The 24,547-nt window shown below is 67.2% G+C and carries 23 protein-coding genes and 2 tRNA genes; 11 read left to right on the forward strand and 14 right to left on the reverse strand.

From position 1 onward, the window contains the following. Positions 1-140: 140 nt before the first annotated feature. From ACS5Q7_RS04965 to aroQ, 4 genes are read right to left on the reverse strand one after another with little or no spacing between them, the layout of a single operon-like run. On the reverse strand, positions 141-1,586 hold the full coding sequence (locus ACS5Q7_RS04965; RefSeq protein ID WP_478338308.1) for an amidase: 1,446 nt from the start codon (positions 1,584-1,586) through the stop codon (positions 141-143). After that, entirely contained in the window at positions 1,583-2,635 is a 1,053-nt protein-coding gene (gene pyrC / locus ACS5Q7_RS04970; RefSeq protein WP_478338309.1) for a dihydroorotase, read from the reverse strand. The genes ACS5Q7_RS04965 and pyrC overlap by 4 nt, the downstream gene beginning before the upstream one ends. Before the next feature lie 7 nt (positions 2,636-2,642). After that, the gene (locus tag ACS5Q7_RS04975) at positions 2,643-3,341 is read right to left on the reverse strand and encodes an orotate phosphoribosyltransferase (RefSeq protein ID WP_478338310.1); all 699 of its coding nucleotides are present in this window, start codon (positions 3,339-3,341) and stop codon (positions 2,643-2,645) included. 58 nt (positions 3,342-3,399) lie between these two features. Beyond that, on the reverse strand, positions 3,400-3,858 hold the full coding sequence (gene aroQ, locus ACS5Q7_RS04980; protein ID WP_478338311.1) for a type II 3-dehydroquinate dehydratase: 459 nt from the start codon (positions 3,856-3,858) through the stop codon (positions 3,400-3,402). 100 nt (positions 3,859-3,958) lie between these two features. Here aroQ and ACS5Q7_RS04985 point away from each other — a divergent pair. The 4 genes from ACS5Q7_RS04985 to ACS5Q7_RS05000 all read left to right on the forward strand — a co-directional run bounded on the left by ACS5Q7_RS04985 (position 3,959) and on the right by ACS5Q7_RS05000 (position 8,224). Next, positions 3,959-4,032 (forward strand) — tRNA-Gly (locus tag ACS5Q7_RS04985). Between the two features lie 91 nt (positions 4,033-4,123). Next, positions 4,124-4,411: an MTH1187 family thiamine-binding protein gene (locus ACS5Q7_RS04990; RefSeq protein ID WP_463846598.1), complete on the forward strand. Its 288-nt coding sequence runs from the start codon at positions 4,124-4,126 to the stop codon at positions 4,409-4,411. A 78-nt stretch (positions 4,412-4,489) separates the two neighbouring features. Continuing rightward, positions 4,490-6,805 carry an FdhF/YdeP family oxidoreductase gene (locus ACS5Q7_RS04995; RefSeq protein ID WP_478338312.1) on the forward strand — a complete coding sequence of 772 codons (2,316 nt, stop codon included), beginning with the start codon at positions 4,490-4,492 and terminating at the stop codon, positions 6,803-6,805. Positions 6,806-6,859: 54 nt separating this feature from the next. Beyond that, positions 6,860-8,224 carry a pentapeptide repeat-containing protein gene (locus tag ACS5Q7_RS05000; protein ID WP_478338313.1) on the forward strand — a complete coding sequence of 455 codons (1,365 nt, stop codon included), beginning with the start codon at positions 6,860-6,862 and terminating at the stop codon, positions 8,222-8,224. Between the two features lie 3 nt (positions 8,225-8,227). Here ACS5Q7_RS05000 and ACS5Q7_RS05005 read toward each other — a convergent pair whose 3' ends face one another. Continuing rightward, entirely contained in the window at positions 8,228-8,698 is a 471-nt protein-coding gene (locus tag ACS5Q7_RS05005) for a MarR family winged helix-turn-helix transcriptional regulator (protein WP_478338314.1), read from the reverse strand. A gap of 152 nt (positions 8,699-8,850) precedes the next feature. Continuing rightward, positions 8,851-10,260, reverse strand: coding sequence for an L-seryl-tRNA(Sec) selenium transferase (gene selA / locus ACS5Q7_RS05010; protein ID WP_478338315.1), 1,410 nt, complete (start codon positions 10,258-10,260; stop codon positions 8,851-8,853). Positions 10,261-10,390: 130 nt separating this feature from the next. On the opposite strand from selA, the gene ACS5Q7_RS05015 reads away from it, so the two are divergent. Further along, on the forward strand, positions 10,391-10,717 hold the full coding sequence (locus ACS5Q7_RS05015) for a hypothetical protein (protein ID WP_478338316.1): 327 nt from the start codon (positions 10,391-10,393) through the stop codon (positions 10,715-10,717). Here the strand turns inward: ACS5Q7_RS05015 and ACS5Q7_RS05020 are convergent. From ACS5Q7_RS05020 to ACS5Q7_RS05040, 5 genes are read right to left on the reverse strand one after another with little or no spacing between them, the layout of a single operon-like run. Next, positions 10,678-11,718: an ABC transporter ATP-binding protein gene (locus tag ACS5Q7_RS05020; protein ID WP_478338317.1), complete on the reverse strand. Its 1,041-nt coding sequence runs from the start codon at positions 11,716-11,718 to the stop codon at positions 10,678-10,680. The two genes, ACS5Q7_RS05015 and ACS5Q7_RS05020, sit on opposite strands and share 40 nt — an antisense overlap. After that, a complete protein-coding gene (locus tag ACS5Q7_RS05025) occupies positions 11,715-12,713 on the reverse strand; it encodes an ABC transporter ATP-binding protein (protein ID WP_478338318.1) in 999 nt (332 codons plus the stop codon). The genes ACS5Q7_RS05020 and ACS5Q7_RS05025 overlap by 4 nt, the downstream gene beginning before the upstream one ends. A 10-nt stretch (positions 12,714-12,723) precedes the next feature. Next, the gene (locus tag ACS5Q7_RS05030; protein WP_478338558.1) at positions 12,724-13,620 is read right to left on the reverse strand and encodes an ABC transporter permease; all 897 of its coding nucleotides are present in this window, start codon (positions 13,618-13,620) and stop codon (positions 12,724-12,726) included. 20 nt (positions 13,621-13,640) lie between these two features. Further along, positions 13,641-14,582, reverse strand: a complete 942-nt coding sequence (locus tag ACS5Q7_RS05035) for an ABC transporter permease (protein ID WP_478338319.1) — start codon at positions 14,580-14,582, stop codon at positions 13,641-13,643. A 7-nt stretch (positions 14,583-14,589) separates the two neighbouring features. Continuing rightward, positions 14,590-16,185 (reverse strand): ABC transporter substrate-binding protein, encoded by a 1,596-nt coding sequence (locus ACS5Q7_RS05040; protein ID WP_478338320.1) that lies wholly within the window; start codon positions 16,183-16,185, stop codon positions 14,590-14,592. 363 nt (positions 16,186-16,548) lie between these two features. On the opposite strand from ACS5Q7_RS05040, the gene ACS5Q7_RS05045 reads away from it, so the two are divergent. The 5 genes from ACS5Q7_RS05045 (at position 16,549) to ACS5Q7_RS05065 (ending at position 20,026) form a co-directional block, all read left to right on the forward strand. Then, positions 16,549-18,141, forward strand: a complete 1,593-nt coding sequence (locus ACS5Q7_RS05045; RefSeq protein ID WP_478338321.1) for an ABC transporter substrate-binding protein — start codon at positions 16,549-16,551, stop codon at positions 18,139-18,141. A 172-nt stretch (positions 18,142-18,313) separates the two neighbouring features. Then, positions 18,314-19,024 carry a restriction endonuclease gene (locus ACS5Q7_RS05050; RefSeq protein ID WP_478338322.1) on the forward strand — a complete coding sequence of 237 codons (711 nt, stop codon included), beginning with the start codon at positions 18,314-18,316 and terminating at the stop codon, positions 19,022-19,024. Positions 19,025-19,080: 56 nt separating this feature from the next. Next, positions 19,081-19,272 (forward strand): DUF3606 domain-containing protein, encoded by a 192-nt coding sequence (locus ACS5Q7_RS05055; protein ID WP_478338323.1) that lies wholly within the window; start codon positions 19,081-19,083, stop codon positions 19,270-19,272. 14 nt (positions 19,273-19,286) lie between these two features. Next, positions 19,287-19,604 carry a hypothetical protein gene (locus ACS5Q7_RS05060; RefSeq protein ID WP_478338324.1) on the forward strand — a complete coding sequence of 106 codons (318 nt, stop codon included), beginning with the start codon at positions 19,287-19,289 and terminating at the stop codon, positions 19,602-19,604. 233 nt (positions 19,605-19,837) lie between these two features. Next, positions 19,838-20,026, forward strand: coding sequence for a hypothetical protein (locus ACS5Q7_RS05065; protein WP_478338325.1), 189 nt, complete (start codon positions 19,838-19,840; stop codon positions 20,024-20,026). A 185-nt stretch (positions 20,027-20,211) separates the two neighbouring features. Here ACS5Q7_RS05065 and ACS5Q7_RS05070 read toward each other — a convergent pair whose 3' ends face one another. Then, the gene (locus ACS5Q7_RS05070; protein ID WP_478338326.1) at positions 20,212-20,394 is read right to left on the reverse strand and encodes a hypothetical protein; all 183 of its coding nucleotides are present in this window, start codon (positions 20,392-20,394) and stop codon (positions 20,212-20,214) included. Between the two features lie 769 nt (positions 20,395-21,163). Between ACS5Q7_RS05070 and ACS5Q7_RS05075 the strand changes: the two genes are divergently transcribed. Beyond that, positions 21,164-21,682, forward strand: coding sequence for a hypothetical protein (locus ACS5Q7_RS05075; RefSeq protein WP_478338327.1), 519 nt, complete (start codon positions 21,164-21,166; stop codon positions 21,680-21,682). A gap of 262 nt (positions 21,683-21,944) precedes the next feature. Here the strand turns inward: ACS5Q7_RS05075 and ACS5Q7_RS05080 are convergent. Both ACS5Q7_RS05080 and lon read right to left on the reverse strand, forming a co-directional pair. Continuing rightward, a tRNA-Val gene (locus tag ACS5Q7_RS05080) sits at positions 21,945-22,020 on the reverse strand. 94 nt (positions 22,021-22,114) lie between these two features. Then, on the reverse strand, positions 22,115-24,541 hold the full coding sequence (gene lon / locus ACS5Q7_RS05085) for an endopeptidase La (protein WP_478338328.1): 2,427 nt from the start codon (positions 24,539-24,541) through the stop codon (positions 22,115-22,117). Between the last annotated feature and the right edge of the window lie 6 nt (positions 24,542-24,547).

Raw genomic sequence — 24,547 nt, forward strand, 5'->3', positions numbered from 1 at the left:
GTGCGCATCTCGAAAACCATTCTCCGCCCGACGCGCACCGCCCGACCTTTCGGGAGCCTCGCATCGAGGATTGCGCGTCATACTCCTCGGATGCCGGCCGGTCAACGACCCGATACGGCAGAAATTTTGCCGGCGACGCCTCAAGCCGCCGGAGGCGGGAAGCGGCGCACCCAGCCGCTCGCCGCGTCGTAGGCCGCGCCGAGTTGCAGGCAGGCCAACTCGCCGTGGTTGCGGCCGACGATCTGGATGCCGGTCGGCAGGTCGTTCGGCCCAAACCCGGCCGGCACGGCGAGCGAGGGGAGCCCGGCCATGGTCGCCGGCACCGCGATCTGCATCCAGCGATGGTAAGTGTCCATCGCCTGCCCGCCGACCTTGTCCGGCCAGCGATGCGCGATGGGAAAGGGGAAAACTTGCGCAGTCGGCATCACCACAAAGTCGTACACCTCCATGAAGCGGCGCAGCGCCCCGTACCAGCGGGTCCGGCCCTCCTGCGCCGCCATTACCTGATCGGCTGTGAGCGTGGCGCCGCGCTCGGCCTCCCACACCGCCTCGGGCTTCATCAGCGCGCGGCGGGTTGGGTCCATCACCAAGGGGCGCAGGTTCGCGGAGACCGTGAAGGCGCGCAGCACGCCCCAATCGTGCCAGACCTGCTCGATGTCGAACTCCGGCACCACCTCGTCCACGAGGCAGCCGATATCGGCGAAGGCGGTGAGCGCCGCGCGGCAGGTTTCGAGCACGCCCGGCTCGAACGGGATGCGACCGCCGAAATCCCCGAGCCACCCGATCCGCACGCCCCGGAAATCGCGCTCCAGCGGACCGGCGAAACCCGCCGGGTCTTGGCGGATCGAGTTCGGGCAGCGCGGGTCGTAGCCCGCCTGCACCGACAGCATCAGGCCGATATCGGCGGGGCTGCGCCCGATCGCGCCATGGACGCTGAGGCTGGGGCTGAACACGTCGAGCGTCTCGGACGGAATGCGACCCCAGCAGGTGCGCAGGCCATAGACGTTGTTGAAGGCCGGCGGATTGCGCAGCGACCCGCCATGGTCTGTGCCGTCCGCCACCGGTTGCAGGCGCAGGGCGACGGCCACCGCCGCGCCACCGCTCGACCCGCCGCCCGTTTTGCCCGGATCGTAGGCGTTGCCGGTGACGCCGTAGACCGGGTTGAAGCTGTGCGAACCGAGACCGAATTCGGGGATGTTGGTCTTGCCGATGAAGATCGCCCCCGCCGCGCGCAGGCGCGACACCATGATCGAATCGGCCTCGGCGATCCGGTTGGCGAAGATCGGCGAGCCCTGCGTGAAGGGCAGGCCCCGCACGGGGTCGAGATCCTTCACCGCCAGGGGGAAGCCGTGGAGCGGCCCGACCGGCTCGCCCCGCGCCAGGGCGGCGTCGGCCTGGGCGGCCTCGGCGATCAGGCTCGCCTCGTCGCGCAGGGCGACGATGGCGTTGAAGGTCGGGTTGAGGCGCGCGATCCGGTCGAGATAGGCGCGCATCACCTCCACGCAGGAAATCGCCCGGCCGCGAATGGCGGCGGAGAGATGGACCGCGCCGAGCGCGGTGATTCCGTCCGCGCCCGGCATGGTCATGCGCTCCCGATGGTCCAGGGAAGGGTCTCGTCGCCCCGGAAGACGACCACCTCGGTCTCGTCCACCGCGACGCAGGAGACGACCCGGCCGGGTCGCCTTTCCAGGGTGATGGTCTCGGCGTTCGGCGCGAGGCCGTGGAAACGGGCGCCGTTGAGGGAAGCGAAGCTCTCGAACTTGTCGAGGGCGCCCTCCTCGTCGAAGACCTGCACGTAGGTCTGCAAGGCGGTAGGCCCGCAGAACACGCCCGCGCAGCCGCAGGCCGATTCCTTGGCGCCGACCGGATGCGGCGCCGTATCGGTGCCGAGGTAGAAGCAGCTCTCCCCGGAGGTGGCCGCCTTGCGCAGGGCGAGGCGGTGCCACTCCCGCTTGGCCACCGGCAGGCAGTAAAGGTGCGGCCGCAAGCCCGCCTGGAAGATGTGCGTGCGGTTGATGACGAGGTGGTGCGGTGTGATCGTCGCCGCGACGCGCGGGGCGTGGGCGCGAACCACGTCGAGGATCTCGGCGGTGGTGGCGTGCTCCACCGTGACCTTCAGTCCCTGATGGCGGGCGAGAAGCGGCAGAAGCTTCGTCTCCATGAACACCGCCTCGCGGTCGAAGATGTCGACCGCCGGGTCCGTGACCTCGCCGTGGATCAGGAGCGGCATCCCGATCCGCTCCATCCGCTCCAGCACGGGGGCGATGTTGCCGAGGTCGGTGACGCCCGCGTGGGAGTTGGTGGTGGCCCCGGCCGGATAGAGCTTGGCCGCGATCCACACCTTTTCGCGGAATCCGCGCTCGATCTCGTCCGGGCTCGTGGCGTCGGTGAGGTAGCAAGTCATCAGCGGCGTGAAGCTCTGCCCCTCGGGCAGCGCCGCCAGGATGCGGTCCCGGTAGGCCGAGGCGGCCTCCACCGACGTCACCGGCGGCACGAGGTTCGGCATGATGATGCCGCGGCCGAACTGCGCCGCCGTATAGGGCAGCACGGCGCGCAGCATGGCGCCGTCGCGCAGGTGGATGTGCCAATCGTCCGGCTTGGCGATGACGAGGCGGTCGAGGGTGGACGCGGCCATGGCGCGCTCAGCCCTGGCCGAAGGCGGAGATGCCGCCATGGGCCGAGGACCACGTGGCCGGCTCGTGCAGGAAGCTTTCCACCTCCTTGAGTGTCGCCGGATCGAAGGTGCCCATCTCCTTGGCGACTTCGAGCACGTCCCACCATGTGGTGAGGGCGTGCATCGTGAGGCCGTTCTCCTTCAGCAGTTCATCGCTGTCGGGGAAGATGTCGTAGTAGAACAGCACGAAGCAGTGATCGACCACCGCGCCCGCGTCGCGCAGCGCCGAGCAGAAGTTGATCTTGCTGCGCCCGTCCGTCGCCAGATCCTCGACCAGCAGGGTCTTGGCCCCTTCCACGACCTCGCCCTCGATCCGCGCGTTGCGGCCGAAGCCCTTGGCCTTCTTGCGCACGTACTGCATCGGCAGGCCGAGGCGGTCGGCGATCCAGGCGGCGAAGGGGATGCCGGCGGTCTCGCCGCCTGCGATATGCGTCAGCGACTCGTAGCCGATCTCCTGCACGATGGTCGACACGGCGAAGTCGGTCAGCGCCGAGCGCAGGCGGGGGAACGAGATGATCTTCCGGCAATCGGTGTAGACCGGGCTCGCCCAGCCGGAGGTGAACTTGAAGGGCTCGCCCTTGTAGAAATGGACGGCCTCGATCTCCAGGAACATCTTCGCCGCCTCGCGGGCGATCAGCTTCCGGTCGATCGGCATGAAGGTCGTCATGAGTCGGCTTTCGAGGATACGGATTCCCGCATCGTCCTCATGCCATCGGCAGCGGGCGTCAACCCTTCCCGGAGCCCTTGTCCGCGCGCAGATGCGCGAGGTGGCGGATCGCCAGGGCATAGCCGTGGATGCCGAAGCCCGCGAGCACGGCGGTGGCGGCTTTCGAGACGTAGGAATGGTGCCGGAATTCCTCGCGGCGATGGACGTTCGAGATGTGGCACTCGATGACCGGCACCTCGCAGGCGTTGAGCGCATCGAGGATCGCCACCGAGGTATGGGTGTAGGCCCCGGCATTGATGACGATGCCGGCGCAGCCGACGCGGAACGCATGGATCGCCTCGATCAGGACATGCTCGGCATTGCTCTGGCGGCATTCGGCCTTCAGCCCGAACTCGGCGGCGGCGGCCCGGCACAGATCCTCGACGTCGCGAAGCGTCGCGCTGCCATAGATCTCCGGCTGGCGCTGGCCCAGCAGGTTGAGGTTCGGCCCGTTCAGGACCAGCACCGTATCGTTCATCCCCAACCCTTTCGCCCGCCGAGCGAGAGGTGCAACGATCCCGGCGGCGGTTCAAGCCCGCCTTCTCAGGCGCAAACCGCTATGCTAGACGAGCCCTCGCGCGGGTGTAGCTCAATGGTAGAGCAGCAGCCTTCCAAGCTGAATACCCGGGTTCGATTCCCGGTACCCGCTCCACCCCCTTCCGCCCATCGCCTCGCCCGTTCTGGATGGCCGTCGCCTTCGCGTATAGGCTTGGCCAACAAGCGACGTAGCCGAGGTTCCGCCCATGAAGGTATCCGCCGACCTGTGCATCGTGCCGATGGGCGTCGGCCCGTCGGTGTCGCCCTATGTCCGCGAGATCAAGGCGATCATCGAGGCGAGCGGGCTCGATGCCACGATGCATCCGAACGGCACCAACATCGACGGCGAACTCTCGGACATCTGTGCCCTCGCCGAGAGATGCGAGGCGCGGCTGGCCGAACTCGGCGTGCAGCGGACCTTCTTCACGCTGATCTTCTCGACCCGGCGGGACAAGGTGCAGACCATGGCCGACAAGCTCGCCGCCGTTTCCTGAGCCCTGCGGCCCTCTGACTTTGATCGTTACGGCGTCTGCCGCGTTCACGCTGCAACGATGGTGCGGCGGGAGACGGTCATGGACCAAGCTGGCAGCGAGGACGACCGGGCCCGGAAGGTCACAATCGAGCCCTACGACGGGCCTGCCGGCGGGTGGGGCTCGGCGCGCTCCCTCCTCGAAATCCTGACGCGGGAAGGCGTGCCGATCACCGGCACGGCGCTGCTCACCAAGCAGAACAAGCCGGGCGGCTTCATGTGCACGTCCTGCGCCTGGGCGAAGCCGGCCAAGCCCCTGGCCTTCGAGTATTGCGAGAACGGCGCCAAGGCGACGGCCTGGGAGCAGACCCGTCGCCGGGCGACCCCGGACCTTTTCGCCGCGCACACGGTGAGCGACCTCCTCACGTGGAGCGATTACGCGCTGGAGGAGGCCGGGCGCCTCACGCATCCGATGCGCTACGACCCGGCCACGGACCGCTACCGCCCCTGCACCTGGGAGGACGCCTATGCCGAGATCGGCCGCGAGCTGAAGGCGCTCGAACCGAAATCGGTGGTGTTCTACGCCTCCGGCCGGGCCTCGCTTGAGGCGAGCTACATGTGGGCGCTGCTCGCCCGGCTCTACGGCAACAACAACCTCCCCGATTCCTCGAACATGTGCCACGAGCCGACCTCGGTGGCGCTGCCGCAATCCATCGGCTCGCCGGTCGGCACGGTGCGGCTGGAGGATTTCGAGGAAACCGATCTGCTCTTCTTCTTCGGGCAGAATGTCGGCTCGAACTCGCCGCGGATGCTCCACCCGCTGCAGGAAGCCCGCAAGCGCGGCGCCTCGATCATCACCTTCAATCCGCTGAAGGAACGGGGCCTGGAGCGCTTCACCGATCCGCAATCACCCACGGAGATGCTGACGCGATCTTCTACGAAGATCTCCACCCAGTACCATCAGGTGAAGGCGGGCGGGGATCTCGCCGCCATCACCGGCCTGTGCAAGGCCCTGTTCGCGGCCGACCGGCACGCGCGGGCCGCCGGGAAGCCGGGCGTTCTCGACCACGCCTTCATCGCCGAGCACACGCACGGTCTCGAAGCCTTCGAGCAATTCTGCGACGGCCAGGAATGGCCGGACCTCGAACGGCGCTCCGGCCTCAGCCGCACCGCCATCGAGAGCGCAGCGTCGGTCTATGCCCGCGCGAAGGCGGTGATCGGCGTCTACGGGATGGGCCTGACGCAGCACCGCCGGGGCACCGAAACGGTACGGATGCTCGCCAACCTGCTGTTGCTGCGCGGCAATATCGGCAAGCCCGGCGCGGGCATCTGCCCGGTGCGCGGCCATTCGAACGTGCAGGGCCAGCGCACCGTCGGCATCACGGAGAAGCCGGAGCTCGCCCCCAACGACAAGCTGCGTGAACTCTACGGCTTCGAGCCGCCGCAGGAGAAGGGCCTCAACACGGTGGAGGCCTGCGAAGGCATCCTCGACGGCAGCGTCCGCGCCTTCATCGGGCTCGGCGGCAACTTCCTGCGGGCGATACCGGATACGGGCGTGATGGAGCCGGCCTGGCGCAAGCAGCGCCTGACCGTGCAGATCGCCACGAAGCTGAACCGCTCGCATCTCGTGAACGGCGAAGTCGCCTACCTCCTGCCCTGCCTCGGCCGCATCGAGATCGACCGGCAGGCCAGCGGACCGCAGGCGGTGTCGATGGAAGATTCGACCGCCCGGTTCCACGGCTCGAAGGGCGCCGCCGATCCGGTGAGCCCGCAGCTGCGTTCCGAGCCCGCCATCGTCGCCGGCATCGCCAAGGCGACCCTGCCGCCGAACCCGCGCATCGATTGGAACGCCTGGGTCGGCGACTATTCGCTGGTGCGCAAGGCTATCGAGGCGACCTATCCCACCGTCTTCCACGACCTGAACGGTCGGATGTTCGATCCGGGCGGACTCGCCAAGCCCCTTCCCGCCCGCGAGCGGCGATGGGAGACCGAGACCGGCAAGGCGAACTTCGTGGTGCCCGGCGGGCTGGAAGCCGACCCGGACCTGCCGGAGCGCGGTGGCGACGTGCTCGATCTCATCACGCTTCGCTCGAACGACCAGTTCAACACGACGGTCTACGGCTACCACGACCGCTTCCGGGGCATCGACGGCACCCGCGACGTGCTGTTCATGAACCGGGCGGACATCGCACGGCTGGGCCTGCGCGACGGGGCCAAGGCCGCCGTCGAGACGGTGAGCGACGATGGGGTGAACCGGAGGCTCGGCGGCCTTCGGATCGTGGCCTACGACATCCCCCAGGGGAATTGCGGCGGCTACTATCCCGAGATGAACGTGCTCCTCCCGCTCTGGCACCACGACGCCCAGAGCAAGACTCCCGCCGCCAAGTCGATTGCCGTGAAGGTGATCGCCGAAGCCTGAGCGCGGCAAGCCGGGAGGCTGGCGCCGGGCGCCGGCCTCCGGCATGGATCGGCCATGAACGAGACGACACAGGTCGCGGGCGCCCCCGTGCCGGATCAGCGGTTGCGCGACTTCCTCGACCGGGCCGGCGGCGCGGGTCCCCTCGCCGCGCCGGGCCTCGATCTCGCGCGCCTCGATTGCAGCCGCGCCGCCCTCGCCTCCGAGGGTGACGCGGCGCCGTGGCGCGATGCCGAGAGCGGGGGCCTCAACCTCTCGGGTGCGGACCTCACCCGCGCGCGATTGGACGACGCCGATTTCGGCGGCGCCAACCTGCGCCGGTCCACGCTGGCCGGGGCGGTGGGACGCTCGGCCCGCTTCGCCGGGGCGATCCTCGAAGAAGCCGACCTCACCGAGAGCGATCTCTCCGGTGCGGATTTCAGCGGCACTGTCGCGGGGCAAATCCGCCTGTCGCGGGCGATGCTGGAGGACGCACGGTTCGGCGGCGCGGCGATGCGCTTCGCGGACCTGTCTGAAGCACTGCTCGACGGGGCCGACTTCACCCGCGCCGATCTGTGGGGCACCGACTTCACCGGGGCCGACGCGGACGACACCGTGTTCCGCGAGGCGCGGCTCGACGAAGCCAAGCTCGGCGACGCCAACCTCACCCATGCGGATTTCGAGGGCGCCAGCCTGACCAAGGCGGTGCTGGCGGGCTCGCGGCTGCACGGCGCGACCTTCACAGGCGCGAAGCTCGACGGGGCGGACTTCTCCGGCGCCGACCTGTCGGACACGAACCTCGTGCGCCTCAACCTCGCGACCTGCCGCCTGCGCCACGCCCGGTTTTCCGGCGCCTGGCTCAACGGAACGCGGATGCACGTCGAACAGCTCGGCGGCGGCGTGGGCGAGGAGATGGCCGGCGACTTCGCCGCTGCCCAGGCGAGCTATCTCGCCCTGGAACAGAACTGGAAGAGCATCGGCGATCAGGACGGCGCGAGCTGGGCCTACAAGCGCGGACGGCGGATGGGCCGCCACCATGCCGGGGCGCAGGCCAAGGGCGCCTGGACCGCACGCAACTGGCGCGGCGTGGCCCGGCACGGCTATCGCTGGGTCGCCGACCGTTTCGTGGAATGGCTGTGCGATTACGGCGAGAGCCTCTCGCGCATCACCCGCGCCTTCGTCCTGCTGATCGGCGTCTTCGCCGTGCTCTATGGATTGACCGGCGGGCTCATCATTCTCGAAGGTCCCGAGGCCGGGCCGACCTACAACCCCCTCGACCTGATGAGCTACAGCGCCCTCAACATGATGACGGCGAACCCGCCCGAGATCGGCCTGAAGCCCACGGGGCGCGTCACCAACCTCCTCGTCGGGATCGAGGGCGCGGTCGGCATCATCCTGATGGGTCTGTTCGGCTTCGTCCTCGGCAACCGCCTGCGGCGGTGAGGCTCACTCGGGCGAGCCGAGGCGGTCGATCACGAGGTTGAGGTCCCGGCGCAGGTTGCGGATCTCCGGCTCACTCATTTCGAGCTGGCACATCACCGTCTCGCGCACCGAGGCGGCCTCAACCCGCAACTCCCGCCCCTGGTCGGTCAGGCCGATCTCGACCTCGCGCTCGTCGCTCTGCCGCCGGGTCCGCCGCAGGAAGCCCGCGCTTTCCAAACGCTTCAGCACCGGGGTCAGCGTGCCGGAATCGAGGCGCAGCCGCCGGCCGATCTCGGAAACGGTGACGCCGTCCTGCTCCCACAGGACGAGGAGCACGAGGTATTGCGGATAGGTCAGGCCAAGCCGTTCCAGCAGCGGCCGGTATGACTTGGTCATCCGGTGCGCGGCGGCGTAGAGCGCGTAGCAAAGCTGGTTGTCGAGGCGCAGGGATTCCGTGACGGACGGATGGTCGATCGTCGCTGCCGTGTCCGCCATCGTGAACGCTCGTCCAGTACTCTGCGCCGCCTGTTCCGCCAGCCTTTGAGCCGGCTTCGCCGACAGACTTAGCACATTGCCAGGAAATCGCATGCGTGGGTGTCGACGCACGAGAGATTTAGCGACACGCCTTGAAGCCTGAGATGCAGCAATCAGGCGTACAACGAGCCGAGGCTGTGGAGGAAGCCCTGTTCGTCCTCCAATGTGCGGAGATCGAGCAGGATCGTATCGTCCTTGATTCGTCCGATGATCGGCACGGGCGCGCGACGAAGGGTTTCCGCCAGGCGGCGGCACCGCCCCCCGGCGCTGCGCGCGCGACCCTCCCCCGCAGGGGTCAGCACCAGGGCGGCGCTGGGAAGGGTCTCGACCGGCAGGGCACCGGAGCCGATCTGGCTCATCGTCTCCGCGACCGCGACGCTCGCGCTGCCTTTCACCCGCTCGGCCACGATGGGCGCGAGGCGTTCGGCCTGGACGGCGATGTCCGACCGCTCGCGTGTCAGCAGCCGGAGCGTCGGAAGCTCGTCGCGCAGGCGCTCGGGATGCAGGTAGAGGCGCAGCACCGCTTGGAGCGCCGCGTAGGTCATCTTGTCGACCCGCAGCGCCCGCTTCAAAGGGCTCTTGCGGATGCGGGCGAGGAGATCCTTCCGCCCGGCGATGATCCCGCACTGAACGGCGCCGAGGAGCTTGTCGCCGCTGAAGGTCACGACATCGGCGCGCGCGAGCGCCGCGCTCACGGTGGGCTCCGGCGGCAGGCCGTAAGCGGCGAGATCGATCAGGCTGCCGCTGCCGAGATCCTCGGCCAGGGGGACCCCGCGCTCCCGGCACAGGGCGTGGAGCGCATCCGGATCGGGCTGGGCCGTGAAACCGCTGATGGCGTAGTTGCTCGGATGCACCTTCATCACAAGGCCCGTGGCGGGGCCGATGGCCTCGGCGAAGTCGCGCAGATGCGTGCGGTTGGTGGTGCCGACTTCCCGCAGCTTGCAGCCGGCGCGCACCATCACGTCCGGCACCCGGAAGGAACCCCCGATCTCGACGAGCTCGCCGCGCGAGACCACCACCTCCTTGCGCATGGCGAGCGCGTTCAGCACCAGCAGCACGGCGGCGGCGTTGTTGTTCACGACGATGGCCGCCTCGGCCCCCGTGATCCGACGGATCAGCCCCTCGATGTGGTCGTCCCGCTCGCCGCGGTTGCCGGTGGCGAGGTCGAATTCGAGGTTCGTCGCCTGGGTCATCACCGCAGCGACGGCCTCCGCCGCCGAGCGCGGCAGCAGGGCGCGGCCGAGATTGGTGTGCAGGACCGTGCCCGTCAGGTTGAAGACCGGACGCAGCGACGGTCGCCGCTCGGCCGCCAGCGCCTCACCGCACCGGGCGAGGATCGTCGACTCGTCTCCGGTCTCGGCCTCGCCGGAGCGGATCCGCGCGAGATCACCCCGGATCGCGTCGGTGAGCGCGCTGCGCCCGAACGATTCGGCCAGGGATTGCCCGTCGGGATGGGTGAGCAACCGCTCGACGGAGGGAATGCGGCGCTTCTCCGGCGCTGCGTCTTGGAGAACGTGCGTCATTGGCCAAGGACATAATGGGTCGTCGGCGCGAAGCCAGGGCGCCGCGCCCATCGGCCCCTTCCTCCCGATCCGATTTCCGACCAGATCGCCCGGCAAACGCCCGCTCGATACAACCGGAGGAGACCGTTCCGTGAAGAAGACCGCCTTCGCTCTCGCCCTCGCCATGCTCGGCGCCGGCCATGGCGCCGCCCAGGCCGAGACGATCACCAAGAACCGTTTCGGCTGCCACGCCAAGGAAGTGACGGAGCGCCTGTTCCAACTCGTTCAGGCAGGCGACGAATCCGGCTTCGGCCAACTTCTCCAGTCGAGCCTCGCCTCGGGCGAGTGCCACAGCTGGAAGACCGGCGAGGAGGCGACGGTCCAGACCCGGACCGTGGGTTATGCCTGCCTCCTCTCCAAGGAGGGTGGCGGCCAGTGCTACTGGACGCCGGTCAGCGCCATCGAAGGCGACAAGTGATCGACACCCGCCACCTCTGACGTCTCGTTGAGGTGGCAGGCGGCGAAATGGCCGCGCCCCACGGGATCGAGCTTCGGCACCTCCACGCGGCAGCGGTCGAACGCATACGGGCACCGGGTGTGGAAGCGGCACCCGGGCGGCGGCGCGATGGGGCTCGGCACATCGCCCTTCAGGACGATGCGGGTGCGCGCCGCCCCCGGCTCCGGCACGGGCACCGCCGAGAGCAGCGCCTGCGTGTAGGGATGCTTCGGCGCCGTGAAGAGCTCCCGGCGCGGCCCGATCTCGACGATCTTGCCGAGGTACATCACCGCCACCCGGTGGGTCATGTGCTCCACGATGGCGAGATCGTGCGAGATGAACAGCAGCGCGAGGTCGAGATCGCGCTGCAGATCGCAGAGCAGATTGACGATCTGCGCCTTCACCGAAACATCGAGCGCGGAGACCGCCTCGTCGCAGATGATGAGGTCCGGCTCGGCCGCCAGCGCGCGGGCGATGCCGATGCGCTGGCGCTGGCCGCCGGAGAACTCGTGCGGGTAGCGCCCGAGCGCGTCGCGCGGCAGGCCGACCCGCTCCATCAGCGCGGCGAGCCGGCTCTCCATGTCCGCCCTGTTCCGGGCGAGGCCGAAATTGCGGATCGGCTCGGACAGGATCCCCCTCACCCTCATGCGCGGGTTGAGGGACGAGAACGGGTCCTGGAACACCATCTGGATGCGGCGGCGCAGGGGCCGGAGCGCCCCATCCGACATCTCGTCGATGCGCGTGCCGCCGAGGACGACCTGTCCCGCCGTCGGGCGGTAGAGGCGCATGAGCGCCTTGGCGACCGTCGACTTGCCGCAGCCGGATTCACCGACGAGCGACAGGGTTTCGCCCCGCGCGACGGTGAAGGACAGGCCGTCCACCGCCTTGAGCACCTTCGCGTTGCGCCCGAACAGGCCGCCGCCGAGGGCAAAATGCTTCTTGAGGTCGTTGACCTCCAACAGGGTCGGAGCGGTGACGCTCATGCCGCGAGGGCGTCCTTCGGCGCGAAATGACAGGCGGCGAGATGCGCCGGCCCCTTCGGTTCAAGGGCCGGGGCCTTGGTCCGGCAAATCTCGGCCACCTGCGGGCAGCGGCCGGCGAAGACGCAACCTTCGATCCGCTGCTTGAGGCTCGGCACCATTCCGGGGATCTCGGCGAGGCGCCCGGTCTCCCCGTGCGCGGCGGAGCCGAGCCGGGGCACCGCCCCCATCAGGCCGCGCGTGTAGGGGTGGCGGGGCGCGCGGAACAGGTCCTTCACCGACGCCTCTTCCACCTTGCGCCCGGCATACATGACGACCACCCGGTCAGCGACCTCGGCCACCACCCCGAGATCGTGGGTGATGAGCATGATCGCCGCGCCGACCCGGCGCTTCAGATCACGCATCAGATCGAGGATCTGCGCCTGGATCGTCACGTCGAGGGCCGTGGTCGGCTCGTCGGCGATGAGGAGCTTCGGCGAGCAGGCGAGCGCGATGGCGATCATCACCCGCTGGCGCATCCCGCCGGAGAGCTGGTGCGGATATTCCCGCACCCGGCGCTTCGGCTCGGGAATGCCGACCAGCGTCAGCATCTCCACCGCCCGCTCCTCCGCCTGCGACCGGCTGAGCCCCTGGTGCAGGCGCAGGGTCTCGCCGATCTGGCGCCCGACCGTGAGGACGGGGTTCAGGCTCGTCATCGGCTCCTGGAAGATCACGCTGATGTCGTTGCCGCGGATCTTGCGCATCTCCCTGTCGGAGAGGCCGAGCAGGTTCGTGCCCTGGAAGCGGATCGAGCCCGCGATGGCCGCCGGAGGCTCCGGCAGCAGCCGCAGGATCGACATCGAGGTTACAGACTTGCCGCAGCCGGATTCGCCCACGATGGCCAGCGTCTCGCCCGCGCCGATGGCGAAGGACACGCCGTCCACCGCCCGGTTCACCCCCTCGGGGGTGCGGAAATGGACCTGGAGGTTCTCGATTGCGAGGAGCGGTGCCTCGTTCATGCGCTGCACCTCAGACTTCCTTGGCCATGCGGGGGTCGAGGGCGTCGCGCAGCCCGTCGCCGACGAGGTTCACCGCCAGCACGGTGAGGGACAGGGCGACGGCCGGGAACAGGATGATGTAGAACTTCACCTGCCAGAGGGCGCGGCCCTCGGCCATGATGTTCCCCCAGGTCGGCACCGAGGGCGGCACGCCCGCGCCGATGAAGGAGAGGATCGCCTCCGTGATCATCGCCGAGGCGCAGATGTAGGTCGCCTGCACGGTCATCGGCGCCAGGGTGTTGGGCAGGATGTGCCGCCAGATGATCGCCGGCATTCGCGTGCCGGTCGTGACCGCCGCCTCGACATAGGGCTGCTCGCGCAGGGACAGCACCACGCCGCGCACGAGGCGGGCGACGCGGGGGATTTCCGCGATGGTAATGGCGATGATGACGTTCTGCACCGAGCCCCGCGTCAGCGCCATCAGCGCGATGGCGAGCAGGATCGGCGGGATCGACATCATGCCGTCCACGATGCGCATGACGATGCCGTCGAGCCAGCGCACCATCCCCGAGACGAGGCCGATGGCGAGCCCGCCGATCGAGGCGAGCACCGCCACCGAGAAGCCGACGAGCAGCGAGACCCGCGCCCCGTAGATGACGCGGGAATAGATGTCGCGCCCGAGCATGTCGGTGCCGAACCAGTATTGCGCGGAGGGCAGCCGGGTGCGCTTGGCCGGGGCGAGCGCGGTCGGATCGACCGTGCCGAGCCACGGCGCCAGAAGGGCGGCGAGGAGGATGAGGGTCAGGATCACCCCGCCCGCCACCACGGTCGGGTAGCGGCGGATGAAGCGCCAGACCGGCCCCCGCGCCTTGCGCGGGGGGATGACGTCGGGGAGCGGAGCGGCCACGGCCGGAGCGGCGGCGTCCATGTGGGGAACGATCGTCGCGCTCAATAGCGGATCCTCGGATCGAGTATCGTGTAGAACAGGTCGATGGCGAGATTGACCAGAACGTAGATGAAGCTGAACAGCAGCACGACGCCCTGGATCACCGGATAGTCACGCCGCAGGATCGCATCCACGGTCAGCCGCCCGAGGCCAGGGATGGCGAAGACGGTCTCCGTCACCACCGCGCCGCCGATGAGCAGCGCGATGCCGATGCCGATCACCGTGACGATGGGCACCGCCGCGTTCTTCAGGGCGTGGACGAACAGGATGTTGCGCTGGGCGAGCCCTTTCGCGCGGGCGGTGCGCACGTAATCCTGGCTCAGCACGTCGAGCATCGTCGCCCGCGTCACCCGCGCGATGAGGGCGATGTAGACGAGGCCGAGCGTCACCGCAGGCAGGATCAGGTTCGAGAGCCAGGGCCACAGGCCCTGTGCCAGGGGCGTGTAGCCCTGGACCGGCAGCCAGTTGAGCTGCAGGGCGAAGACGTAGGCCAGGATGTAGCCCACCACGAAGACCGGCACCGAGAAGCCGGCCACCGCGAGGCCCATCACCATGCGGTCGATGAGGCTCCCCGCCTTCCAGGCCGCCAGCACGCCGAGCGGCACCGCCACGACGATGGCGAAGACCAGCGTGACGCACATCAGCGAAACCGTCGGCTCGACCCGCTGCCCGATCATGGTGGTGACGGGCAGGTTGGTGAAGATCGAGAGGCCGAGATCCCCGTGGAGGATCCGCCACCCCCACTCTCCGAAGCGGACGAGGAAGGGCCTGTCGAGGCCGAGCGAGGCGCGGATGCGCTCGATGTCGGCGGGTGTCGCCTGATCGCCCGCGATGATCGCGGCCGGGTCGCCGGGGGAGAGGTAGAGGAGGCTGAAGACGAACAGCCCCACCACCGCCATCACCGGAATCGTGGCGAGGATCCGCCTGCTGATATAGCCGAACATCGGAACCTCAGGCCTTCGACACGCCCCAGACGAAGGGAAGCGGCCCCTTCACGATGCCCTCGACGTTCGAGCGCCACGCCTGATAGCCGAGGAAGAAGCCCGTCGGCGCGTAGACCACCCCGTCGAGGGCGGCGGCGTTGGTCTTGTCGATGGCCGCCTTCTCGGACGTCTCGTCCGCCGCATCGAACCATTCGGCGATGCCGGATTCGACCGCGGGAACACTCGGCCAGCCGAACCAGGCCTTGTCGCCGTTGGCCCGCACCGCCGGGTAGCCCGCCGGATTGATGGCATCCGCGCCCGCGTGCCACGTGTGGAACATGTTCCAGCCGCCCTGCGCGACCGGCGCCTTCGAGGCGCGGCGGGTGCCCACCGTGCCCCAATCGGTGGCGACGAAATCGACGTTGAAGCCGATCTGCTTCAGGAGGTCGGCGGTGATGTCGCCCTGCGCCTTGGTGATCGGCTGGTCCTGCGCCACGATGCAGACCACCTTCTCGCCCTTGTAGCCCGCCTCCTTGAGCATCTTCTTGGCGGTCTCGATGTCGCCCTTGCCGACCTTCGCGCCGCCGGCCTCGCTGTAGAGGGCGGTGCCGGGGGTGAAGAATCCGGGCAGCGGCTTCCACAGGGCCTCGTCGTCCCCGACGATGGCGCGCATGTAATCCTCCTGGTTCATGCCCACGAGGACGGCCTGCCGGATCTTCGGGTTGTCGAAGGGCGGATGGAGGTGGTTCATCCGGAACGAGCCGACATTGCCCAGCGGGTCGGCGATATCGACGCGGATGTCCTTGTTCTTGCGCAGGAGCGGGACGAGGTCGGGGATCGGGTTCTCCCACCAATCGACCTCACCGTTCTGGAGCGCCGCCGAGGCGGTGGCGGCGTCGGGCATGATGACCCACTCCACCCGGTCGATCAGCATCCGCTTGCCGCCCGCGAGCCAGGAGGCCGGCTCATCGCGGGGCTTGTAGTCCTTGAAGGTCTCGAAGGCGGCCCGTGCCCCCGGCACCCACTCGTTCTTAATGAACTTCATCGGCCCCGAGCCGACATACTCGGTGATCTGCGTGAACGGGTCGGTCTTGGCGATCCGCTCCGGCATGATGAAGGCGCCGGGGACGTTGGTCTTGCCGAGCGCGAAGAGCAGCTTCGGGAAGGGCTTCCGCAGGCGCCAGCGGAAGGTGGTGTCGTCCACGGCCGCCAGCTCGTCCTGGATGCCCTTGATCATCCCGCCGATTGGATCGCGGGCCATCCATCGGTTGAGGCTCGCCACCACGTCCTTGGCCAGGACCGGCTCGCCATCGTGGAATTTCAGGCCGGGGCGGAGCTTGAAGGTCCAGGTGAGGCCATCGGGCGTGACCTCCTCCGAGCCGACCATCTGCCGCTGCGGCTTCAGGTTGGCATCGACGCCGTAGAGCATGTCCCAGACCATGGCTCCGGCATTCCGCACCACGTACTGCGTGCCCCAGACGGGATCGAAATTGGCGAGGTTCGATTGCGGCACGAAGCGCAGCACCTTCGCGTTCTGCGCGAGTGCCGGGCTGGCGAGACGGGGCGCGGCCAAGCCGGCGGCGCCGAGGGCAGCGGAAGTCTTCAGGAAGGTCCTGCGGTCCATCATCGTCTCCAAGCCGGGGCTGGCCGCCCCATTGAGCAGCCCCCACAGGGCGTCGGTCGTTCGTTGGGCGCGCGCGGCAGCCGGTGCCGGGATGGCCGGCGCTCGTTGTCGAGCCCGCATCCGCGCGACGGTCGGTGAGACGCCGACATCGCCGGGCTCGGTCGAGACCTCTGCAAGCGCCGGGCCACGGTTCCCCCGCCCTCCGTCTGATGACCAACGGTTGAGCAGCTTATTATCTGTGCAGCCGGCGTCTAGTTGTGTCCGCAAATTGGCTTTGGAGAGAAGAAGTTTCTCTCTCAGCGCCATCCGGCACGAGCATTGCCTTCAGGGAAGGCACGAAATTCAAAATTCGAAAGAGGCTCGATGAAGCGACGCACGGTGATCACGGGCGCGGGCGCCCTCCTGGCGGGGGCCATCGCGCGCCCGGCCCTGGTGCGGGCGGCCTCCGCCTCCACCCTGCGCTTCGTGCCCTATGCCGATCTGGCTCTGCTCGATCCGATCATCACCACGAACTACGTCACGCGCACCCACGCGTTGATGGTGTTCGACACCCTCTACGGCCTCGATGCCTCCTACCGCGCGCAGCCGCAGATGGTCGCGGGGCACCGCGTCGAGGATGGCGGCCTGACCTGGCGGCTGACACTTCGGGATGGGTTGCTCTTCCACGACGGATCGCCCGTCCTCGCCCGCGACGCGGTGGCAAGCCTCAAGCGCTGGGGCCAGCGCGATTCCTTCGGGAGCGCCCTGTTCGCGGCCGTCAACGAGCTCACTGCGCCATCGGACAAGGAGCTGCTGTTCCGGCTGAAGCGCCCGTTCCCGCTTCTGCCGGAAGCGCTGGCAAAGCCTGTCTCCTACGTGCCGGTCATCATGCCCGAGCGGCTCGCCGCCGCTCCGCCGACCCAAGCCGTCACCGAGATGATCGGCAGCGGCCCCTTCCGCTACGACGCGCGGGAACGGGTTTCGGGCTCCCTCAACGTCTACCGCCGCTTCGAAGGCTACCGCCCCCGCGAGGACGGCACCGCCAGCTTCACCGCCGGGCCGAAGATCGCGCGGTTCGATCGGATCGAATGGCGCACAATCCCCGATGGCGCGACCGCCGCCGGCGCCCTGCGCTCGGGCGAGATCGACTGGTGGGAGCAGCCGCTGGTGGACCTCGTACCGACCCTGTCGCGGCAATCGGACATCAAGGTCGCCCTCATCGAGAGCGCGGGGCTGATCGGCCAGATCCGCCTGAACCACACGCAACCGCCCTTCGACAACCCGGCCATCAGCCATGCACTCCTGACAGCCGTGGACCAGGGCGAGATGATGGATGCGGTGGCCGGCACCGACCATGCCATCCGCCGTGGCCCCTGCGGGATCTTCACCCCCGGCGGTCCGATGGCCTCGGATGCCGGCATGACGGCCCTGACCGGCCCCCGCGACCTCGCCGCTTCGAAGCGCGCCCTGGAAGCGGCGGGCTACAAGGGTGAGAAGATCGTGCTTTTGGCCGGCACCGATGTGCCGCGCATCTCGGCGATCTGCGAGGTGATGGGCGATGTCTGCCGCAAGCTTGGGCTCAACCTCGATTACGTGGCCACCGATTGGGGCACGGTGAACCAGCGCATCCTGAGCGCGAAGCCCATCGACCAGGGCGGCTGGTCGATGTTCGGCGTGTTCTCCGGTGGTCTCGACCAGCTCTCGCCGGCCTACCACCTCGCCGCCCGGGGCAACGGCCGCGCCGGCATCCCGAGCTGGTTGACGGACGCGCCGATCGAGGACCTCCGCAATGCGTGGTTCCAGGCCCCGGACCTCCCCGCCCAGCAGGCCCTCGCCGCCAGGATCCAGGCCCGCGCCCTGGAAGTCGGAGCCTACGTGCCCTGCGGTCAGTACTTCCAGCCATCGGCCTACCGCACCGATCTCGACGGGATGCTGACCGGGCTGCCGTTGTTCTGGAACGTCGGCCGATCAGGATAAAGCATGGAAATCACGCGTGCGTCATCAGTACGTCGCAAGCTTCGAAAAGGATAAATTCACCATCAAAAAAGACTTGTGGCAGAGCTTCGGAACCGAACTAACATGGCAAGTTCTGCTTAAGATCTGCGATCGATAACTTTGGGACCCGCCAAAGTCCCAAAGTTCCGCTGCCATGTTCGCGATGAGCCTCACCCTCGGGGTGACAGCGCCCTTGCTCGTGCTCGCCGTCCTGCACCTCCAGGTTCGACTGGCGGGGCGGTGCCGCGAACGGCTGAAGCCGCAGGCCGAGCGGCTTCTCATCGAAAGCCGATGGATGGAGCGGCACGCGAAAAGCCCGGCCGAATTCAGGTCCCGATGGGAGGCCGAATTGGCTCATCTGCACAGGATGCAGATGCCGAAGGCCATGCGCGCGATTTTCCGGATCGGCAGCTTTCGGCAGGCACTGCACGCGGAATGCGCCGCGATCCTCACCAAGGAGATCGAATCCTGGACCTTCGTCGACCGTGCGAGCACATCGCCCGAAAGCTACGAGCGGCTGATGCTCCGCTGCCTGAGAACGGACGGCTGGCGCCTGGATCATCACGATGGGGAGCATGTCGTCCTGTTCCGCGAGCGGACGCGCATCGTCGCCCGCCTGCTGTGGACGGCGCATGACATCGAGTGCCTCGCCATCTCGGAGGCCGCTTCCGCGGCAAGCCGCATCGGCTGCCCGAATGTCTGCGTCATCACGAACGGCCGCTTCACCGGCGCTGCATCTGCGATGGCGCGGCAACAGGGTGTGAACCTGCTGCATTGCTCGCAGCTCGACCGCCTGCCCGCACAGGCCGCCACGGCTGTTCCGGTTCGGACGCCCCGCGCGACCGACCTGCGCATGGCCGCCTGACCGGCCTCGCCCAGAACCAAATGCGCTCCGGCGGATTGCCCCTGCCGGAGGAAGCGATGGCCGACACGTCTCAAGAGCCGAAGCATGTGAATGTCGAGGACCCGAGCGCCGCCGCCTACTGGGCGCGGCGCTTTCAGGTGCCCGTCGAGGATGTCATGAAGGCGGTGCGGGAGGCCGGCGACGATCCGGCCGCCGTGGCGGCGCATCTCGGGCTGCCATGGCCCTACGAGGCGAGCGGGATCGTGTAGGCGTGAGGACGACGATGAGTGTCCGTCTCATGGCGACCCTCCTCGTCGCCGGCTTGGCCGCCCCCTCCCCGGCCCTGGCCTGGGGCGTGCCGGGCTGCATCAACCTTCCCGAATACGAGCGGGCGCTCGGCGCCCTCGAAGGCATGCCCGGCGCGTGCGACATGAGCGTCGAGGAGGCGCGCCGGATCGTGGCGGCCCAGGGCAACAGACCCGGCGGCCTGCTGGGTCGGATCATCGGGGGCTCGCCGCAACCGTCCCCTGTCGTGACCGAACCGCCACAGGCTCCGAGGCGCGAAGCCGGCCATCGCAACAAAGCCGCGAATCAGCGATAGCCGGATGTACGGGCGCTTGCAGTTCCGTGCGGCCGACAGCGGACACCGCGCCGAGGGAAACACGATGCTGATGACCATCGTCTACGTCATTGCCGTGCTGACGGCGCTGGACATGTCCGGCGTCGCGTTCCGGTGGGCGACGAACAAGATTTCCCGCTGACCGGGAAGGACGTCAGTCCAATTCGGTGGTGATCGGTGACGATGCTTTCATGGATTGAGAGCTATCGTTCCGCATGACCAGCATCGCCGCCCAAGTCGTCCAGATGCAGGCCGGAAGCACCGCGCAGTCCATCGGGACGGCCGTGGCCCGGCAGCAGATCAAAGCCTTGAAATCGGTCGCCGACATGGTGGCTCAGACCGCAGCGTCCGCTGCGCCGCCGGCCCCGCCCGGACAGGGCCAGTCCGTCGACATCCGCGCCTGAGCGAGGCGCTTGGTGGGCGGTAACGGGCCCGAACCACCGAATCGGCACGCAGGCACAGCGGCCTTCGCCGGAGTGGACCTCCGCCGCCGCCCCGCCGTGATCGCGCATTTGTCCGCGCCCAACCCCACGCGCCCGGCAGCGTTGGCCTCGTAGGCGTCGACGCGCATCGCAAGTGCGTCGTCAATCTACGTATCCCAGCCGAAGCATCGGTTGACTCGCGAGAGACGCATGTCGTCGACCGCCCGGCTCCACCCGTAGCCGTTGAGGATGATGGCGTTGTCGGCTGCGCAGTCATCGCGGGGGACGATGACACCCGCGCCCTCGGTGGCGCTGGCAATGCTCTTGGCCGGAATCCGCGTGCGTAACATTCGCCTCGAATCGGCGGATCTTCGCCCGACGGCTAAAGCGCCCCGCGAGCGAGCGGCCAAAACTTGAACCAGAAAGAATAAAATGGAGGTGGATACTAAGGCCCTTCGACGCCGCCGCGACCCATTCTGTCTTCGACCGGGCATCGTCGATCACAAATAATTTATTTCATGCCTGGTTGCTACGCATCGACCGATATGTTCAGAAATAAAAGCAATTTAAATTGTTGATTTTGGCTTATCCCAGCGCATGGTGATCATTTTTGCAGTTTTCAGATGAGGCTGCGTTGGACTAACCCTCCCTAACGCAACTTCTAATGAGTATGCCATGCACGCCCGCAGGTAATACTCATGGCACGCCCGGTCATCTCGATCCCTCGAGTGGCCGGGCGTTTCTATCTGTGACGAAGAGTATGCATACATAATGCCTTGTGGAGATATAGCCTCCGCCCACGGCCGGAATTGCAAATTCTACATTTACATCCAGCGATCATCGCATTCTTATGACTTTATTACAGTACAATAATCTCGATTTGAACTTATATCATGACAACACTACTATACATCGGCGGCAGATGACCCAGCCAGCGAGTGTGACGTGATTGCAATGCTGGCATTTTCAGTATTGGGCGGCGATTGACTCGGGCGATTGAATTTAATAACGCTTTGGTAAGGATATCAAATCAGTAACGAATATCCTTAAATTCATACTAATCAGTCATCGAGCGCCCATTCCGCAGACCAGAATGGGTCTTCAGAGGAGGATCGTAAAATGTCGACAGTAGATGGTTCTGTTGTGAAGCCCGACGTGAACGGTGTCGTTCAGGGCAACGGCGGCGATGTCGATAAGATGGCCGGCGGCTCGGGCAATGACAGACTCGAAGGTCATGCCGATTTCAATCAGTACTACGGTGGTGCAGGCAACGACACCTTCATTCTCGCTGCAAAGTTCGGTCAGACGACGGATTCCCCGACTACCGTTTTCGCCGATCAGGCCGCCTACATCACTGATTTCCAGAATGCCAGCGGCGGCACGAACCCCGCAAACGCTCCCGGCGATCATGACTTCATCGCGCTGACTGGCTTCGGCGAGGGCTCCTCGGTGCATCTCGACCATGTGGGAACGTCCGGCACCAATGGTGCGACGCTCTACTATTACAACATCTACGACACGCACACCGGCAATTACTATAATTTCTTGGTCAATTCTCTCAACGGAAAGGCGCTCGGCGCTGGCGATTTCGCCTTCTCGAGCACCACGTCGGCCGATCACCCGATGATGACCAGCTAAGCTACAGGCTGATCAACACCAGATCGACCTTCGAAAGGCGGGCTCGGGCCCGCCTTTTCCTTATTGAATTTTCGGCGATTCATTTTTCGGGTGCTGGCCACTGGATGAATGACCAATGGTCGAGCGCGAAGACCGCACCCCGCGCTGCTGCACGTGCGCGCTCACGCGGTAGCCCGTCGATTGGCTCGATGCGGAATACCGGACAGGTCAGGCCGATGAGGCGCAGACCCAACCTCAACCCGCGCTACGGCGTCGATGAATATGGTGGGCGGTGACGGGCTCGAACCGCCGACCCTCTCCGTGTAAAGGAGACGCTCTACCAACTGAGCTAACCGCCCGCAGCGGCGTTCGATACGGCATTGCCCGCCGGTCACGCAAGGGCTGACGCCCACACGAAAAAGCCCGGAGCGATGTCGCTCCGGGCTTTCCGGTTCAGTGGGCCACGAAGGCGGCGCCGTCCTCGTCCGTCCGCGCGGACTTCACCGGCGGCAGCGGCTCATCCCACTCGATCGGCACGGGCTGGCGCAGCAGCGCCCGCTCCAGGACCTGATCCATCCGCGAGACCGGAACGATCTCGAGACCGTTCTTCACGCTGTCGGGCACCTCGGCGATGTCCTTGGCGTTCTCCTCGGGGATCAGCACCGTCTTGATGCCGCCGCGCAGGGCGGCGAGCAGCTTCTCCTTCAGCCCGCCGATCGGCAGCACCCGACCGCGCAGGGTCACCTCGCCGGTCATCGCGATGTCGCGGCGAACCGGGATACCCGTCAGGGTCGAGACGATGGCGGTCGCCATCGCGATGCCGGCGGACGGGCCGTCCTTCGGCGTCGCGCCTTCCGGCACGTGGACGTGGATGTCGCGACGCTCGAACAGCGGCGGCTCGAGGCCGAAGTCGAGGGCCCGCGAGCGGACGTAGGACGCCGCCGCCGAGATCGACTCCTTCATCACATCCTTCAGGTTGCCCGTGACCGTCATCTTGCCCTTGCCGGGCATCATGACGCCCTCGATCGTCAGCAACTCGCCGCCGACCTCGGTCCAAGCCAGACCCGTCACCACGCCGACCTGATCGTCCGCGTCGATCTCGCCGTAGCGGAACTTCGGCGGGCCGAGGAAGACCGGAAGGTTCTCCTCGCTGGCCTCGACCGACTTCGCCTTGGTGATCAGGATCTCCTTCACCGCCTTGCGGGCGAGGTTGGAGATCTCCCGCTCCAGGTTGCGGACACCGGCTTCCCGCGTGTAGCGGCGCACCAGCATCATCAGCCCGTCATCGGTGATCGACCACTCCTTCTTGTCGAGGCCATGCTTCTTCATGGCGCTCGGGATCAGGTGCTTGCGGGCGATCTCGACCTTCTCTTCCTCGGTGTAGCCGGCGATGCGGATGATCTCCATCCGGTCCATCAGCGGCGCCGGGATGTTGAGCGTGTTCGCCGTCGTGACGAACATCACGTTCGACAGGTCGTAATCGACCTCGAGGTAATGGTCGTTGAACGTCGCGTTCTGCTCGGGATCCAGCACCTCCAGCAGGGCCGCCGATGGGTCGCCGCGATAGTCCATGCCCATCTTGTCGATCTCGTCGAGCAGGATGAGCGGGTTGGACGTCTTGGCCTTGCGCATCGACTGGACGATCTTGCCGGGCATCGAGCCGATATAGGTCCGGCGGTGACCACGGATCTCGGCTTCGTCCCGCACGCCGCCGAGCGACAGGCGCACGAACTCACGCCCCGTCGCCTTGGCGATGGACTTGCCGAGCGAGGTCTTGCCGACACCGGGAGGACCGACGAGGCACAGGATCGGGCCGGTGAGCTTGTTCGCCCGCTGCTGCACGGCGAGGTACTCGACGATGCGCTCCTTGACCTTGTCGAGGCCGAAATGGTCCTCGTCCAGCAGCGCCTGGGCGCCGAGGAGGTCCTTCTTCATCTTCGAGCGCTTGCCCCACGGGATGCCGAGCATCCAGTCGAGGTAGTTGCGCACGACGGTCGCCTCGGCGGACATCGGCGACATCTGACGCAGCTTCTTCAGCTCCGCCGTCGCCTTCTCGCGGGCTTCCTTCGAGAGCTTGGTCTTCTCGATCTTCTCCTCGAGTTCGGCCAGCTCGTCGCGGCCATCCTCGGAGTCACCCAACTCCTTCTGGATCGCCTTCATCTGCTCGTTGAGGTAGTACTCGCGCTGCGTCTTCTCCATCTGCCGCTTGACGCGGGTCCGGATGCGCTTCTCCACCTGCAGCACGGAGATCTCGCTCTCCATCAGCGACAGCACCTTCTCCAGGCGCTGGGCGACGGTCGGCGTCTCGAGGATGCCCTGCTTGTCGGCGATCTTGACGAGCAGGTGCGAGCCGATCGTGTCGGCGAGCTTGGACGGCTCGTCGATCTGCGTGACGGCGGAGACGACCTCGGGGGAAATCTTCTTGTTGAGCTTGACGTAGTTCTCGAACTCCGAGAGCACAGAGCGCGCGAGCGCCTCGGCCTCGACCTGATCGCCGAGCTCGTCATGGAGCGCCAGCGCGGTCGCCTCGTAATACTCGTCGGAGCGGGTGAAACTTGCGATCTTGGCGCGGCCGACACCCTCGACCAGCACCTTCACGGTGCCGTCGGGCAGCTTCAAAAGCTGGAGGACGCTGGCCAGCGTGCCGATCTTGTAGATCGCGTCGGTGGCCGGATCGTCGTCGCCCGCGTTGATCTGCGTCGCGAGGAGGATGTGCCGGTCGGAGCGGACGGCCTCTTCGAGGGCACGGATCGACTTTTCGCGGCCCACGAAGAGCGGCACGATCATGTGCGGGAAGACGACGATGTCGCGCAGGGGAAGGACGGCATAAGAGCCCGTCGAGCCCGGAATGACCGGCTGGCGCGATTTCGACTGGGACATATCGGA

Source organism: Methylobacterium sp. Gmos3, assembly GCF_056430985.1.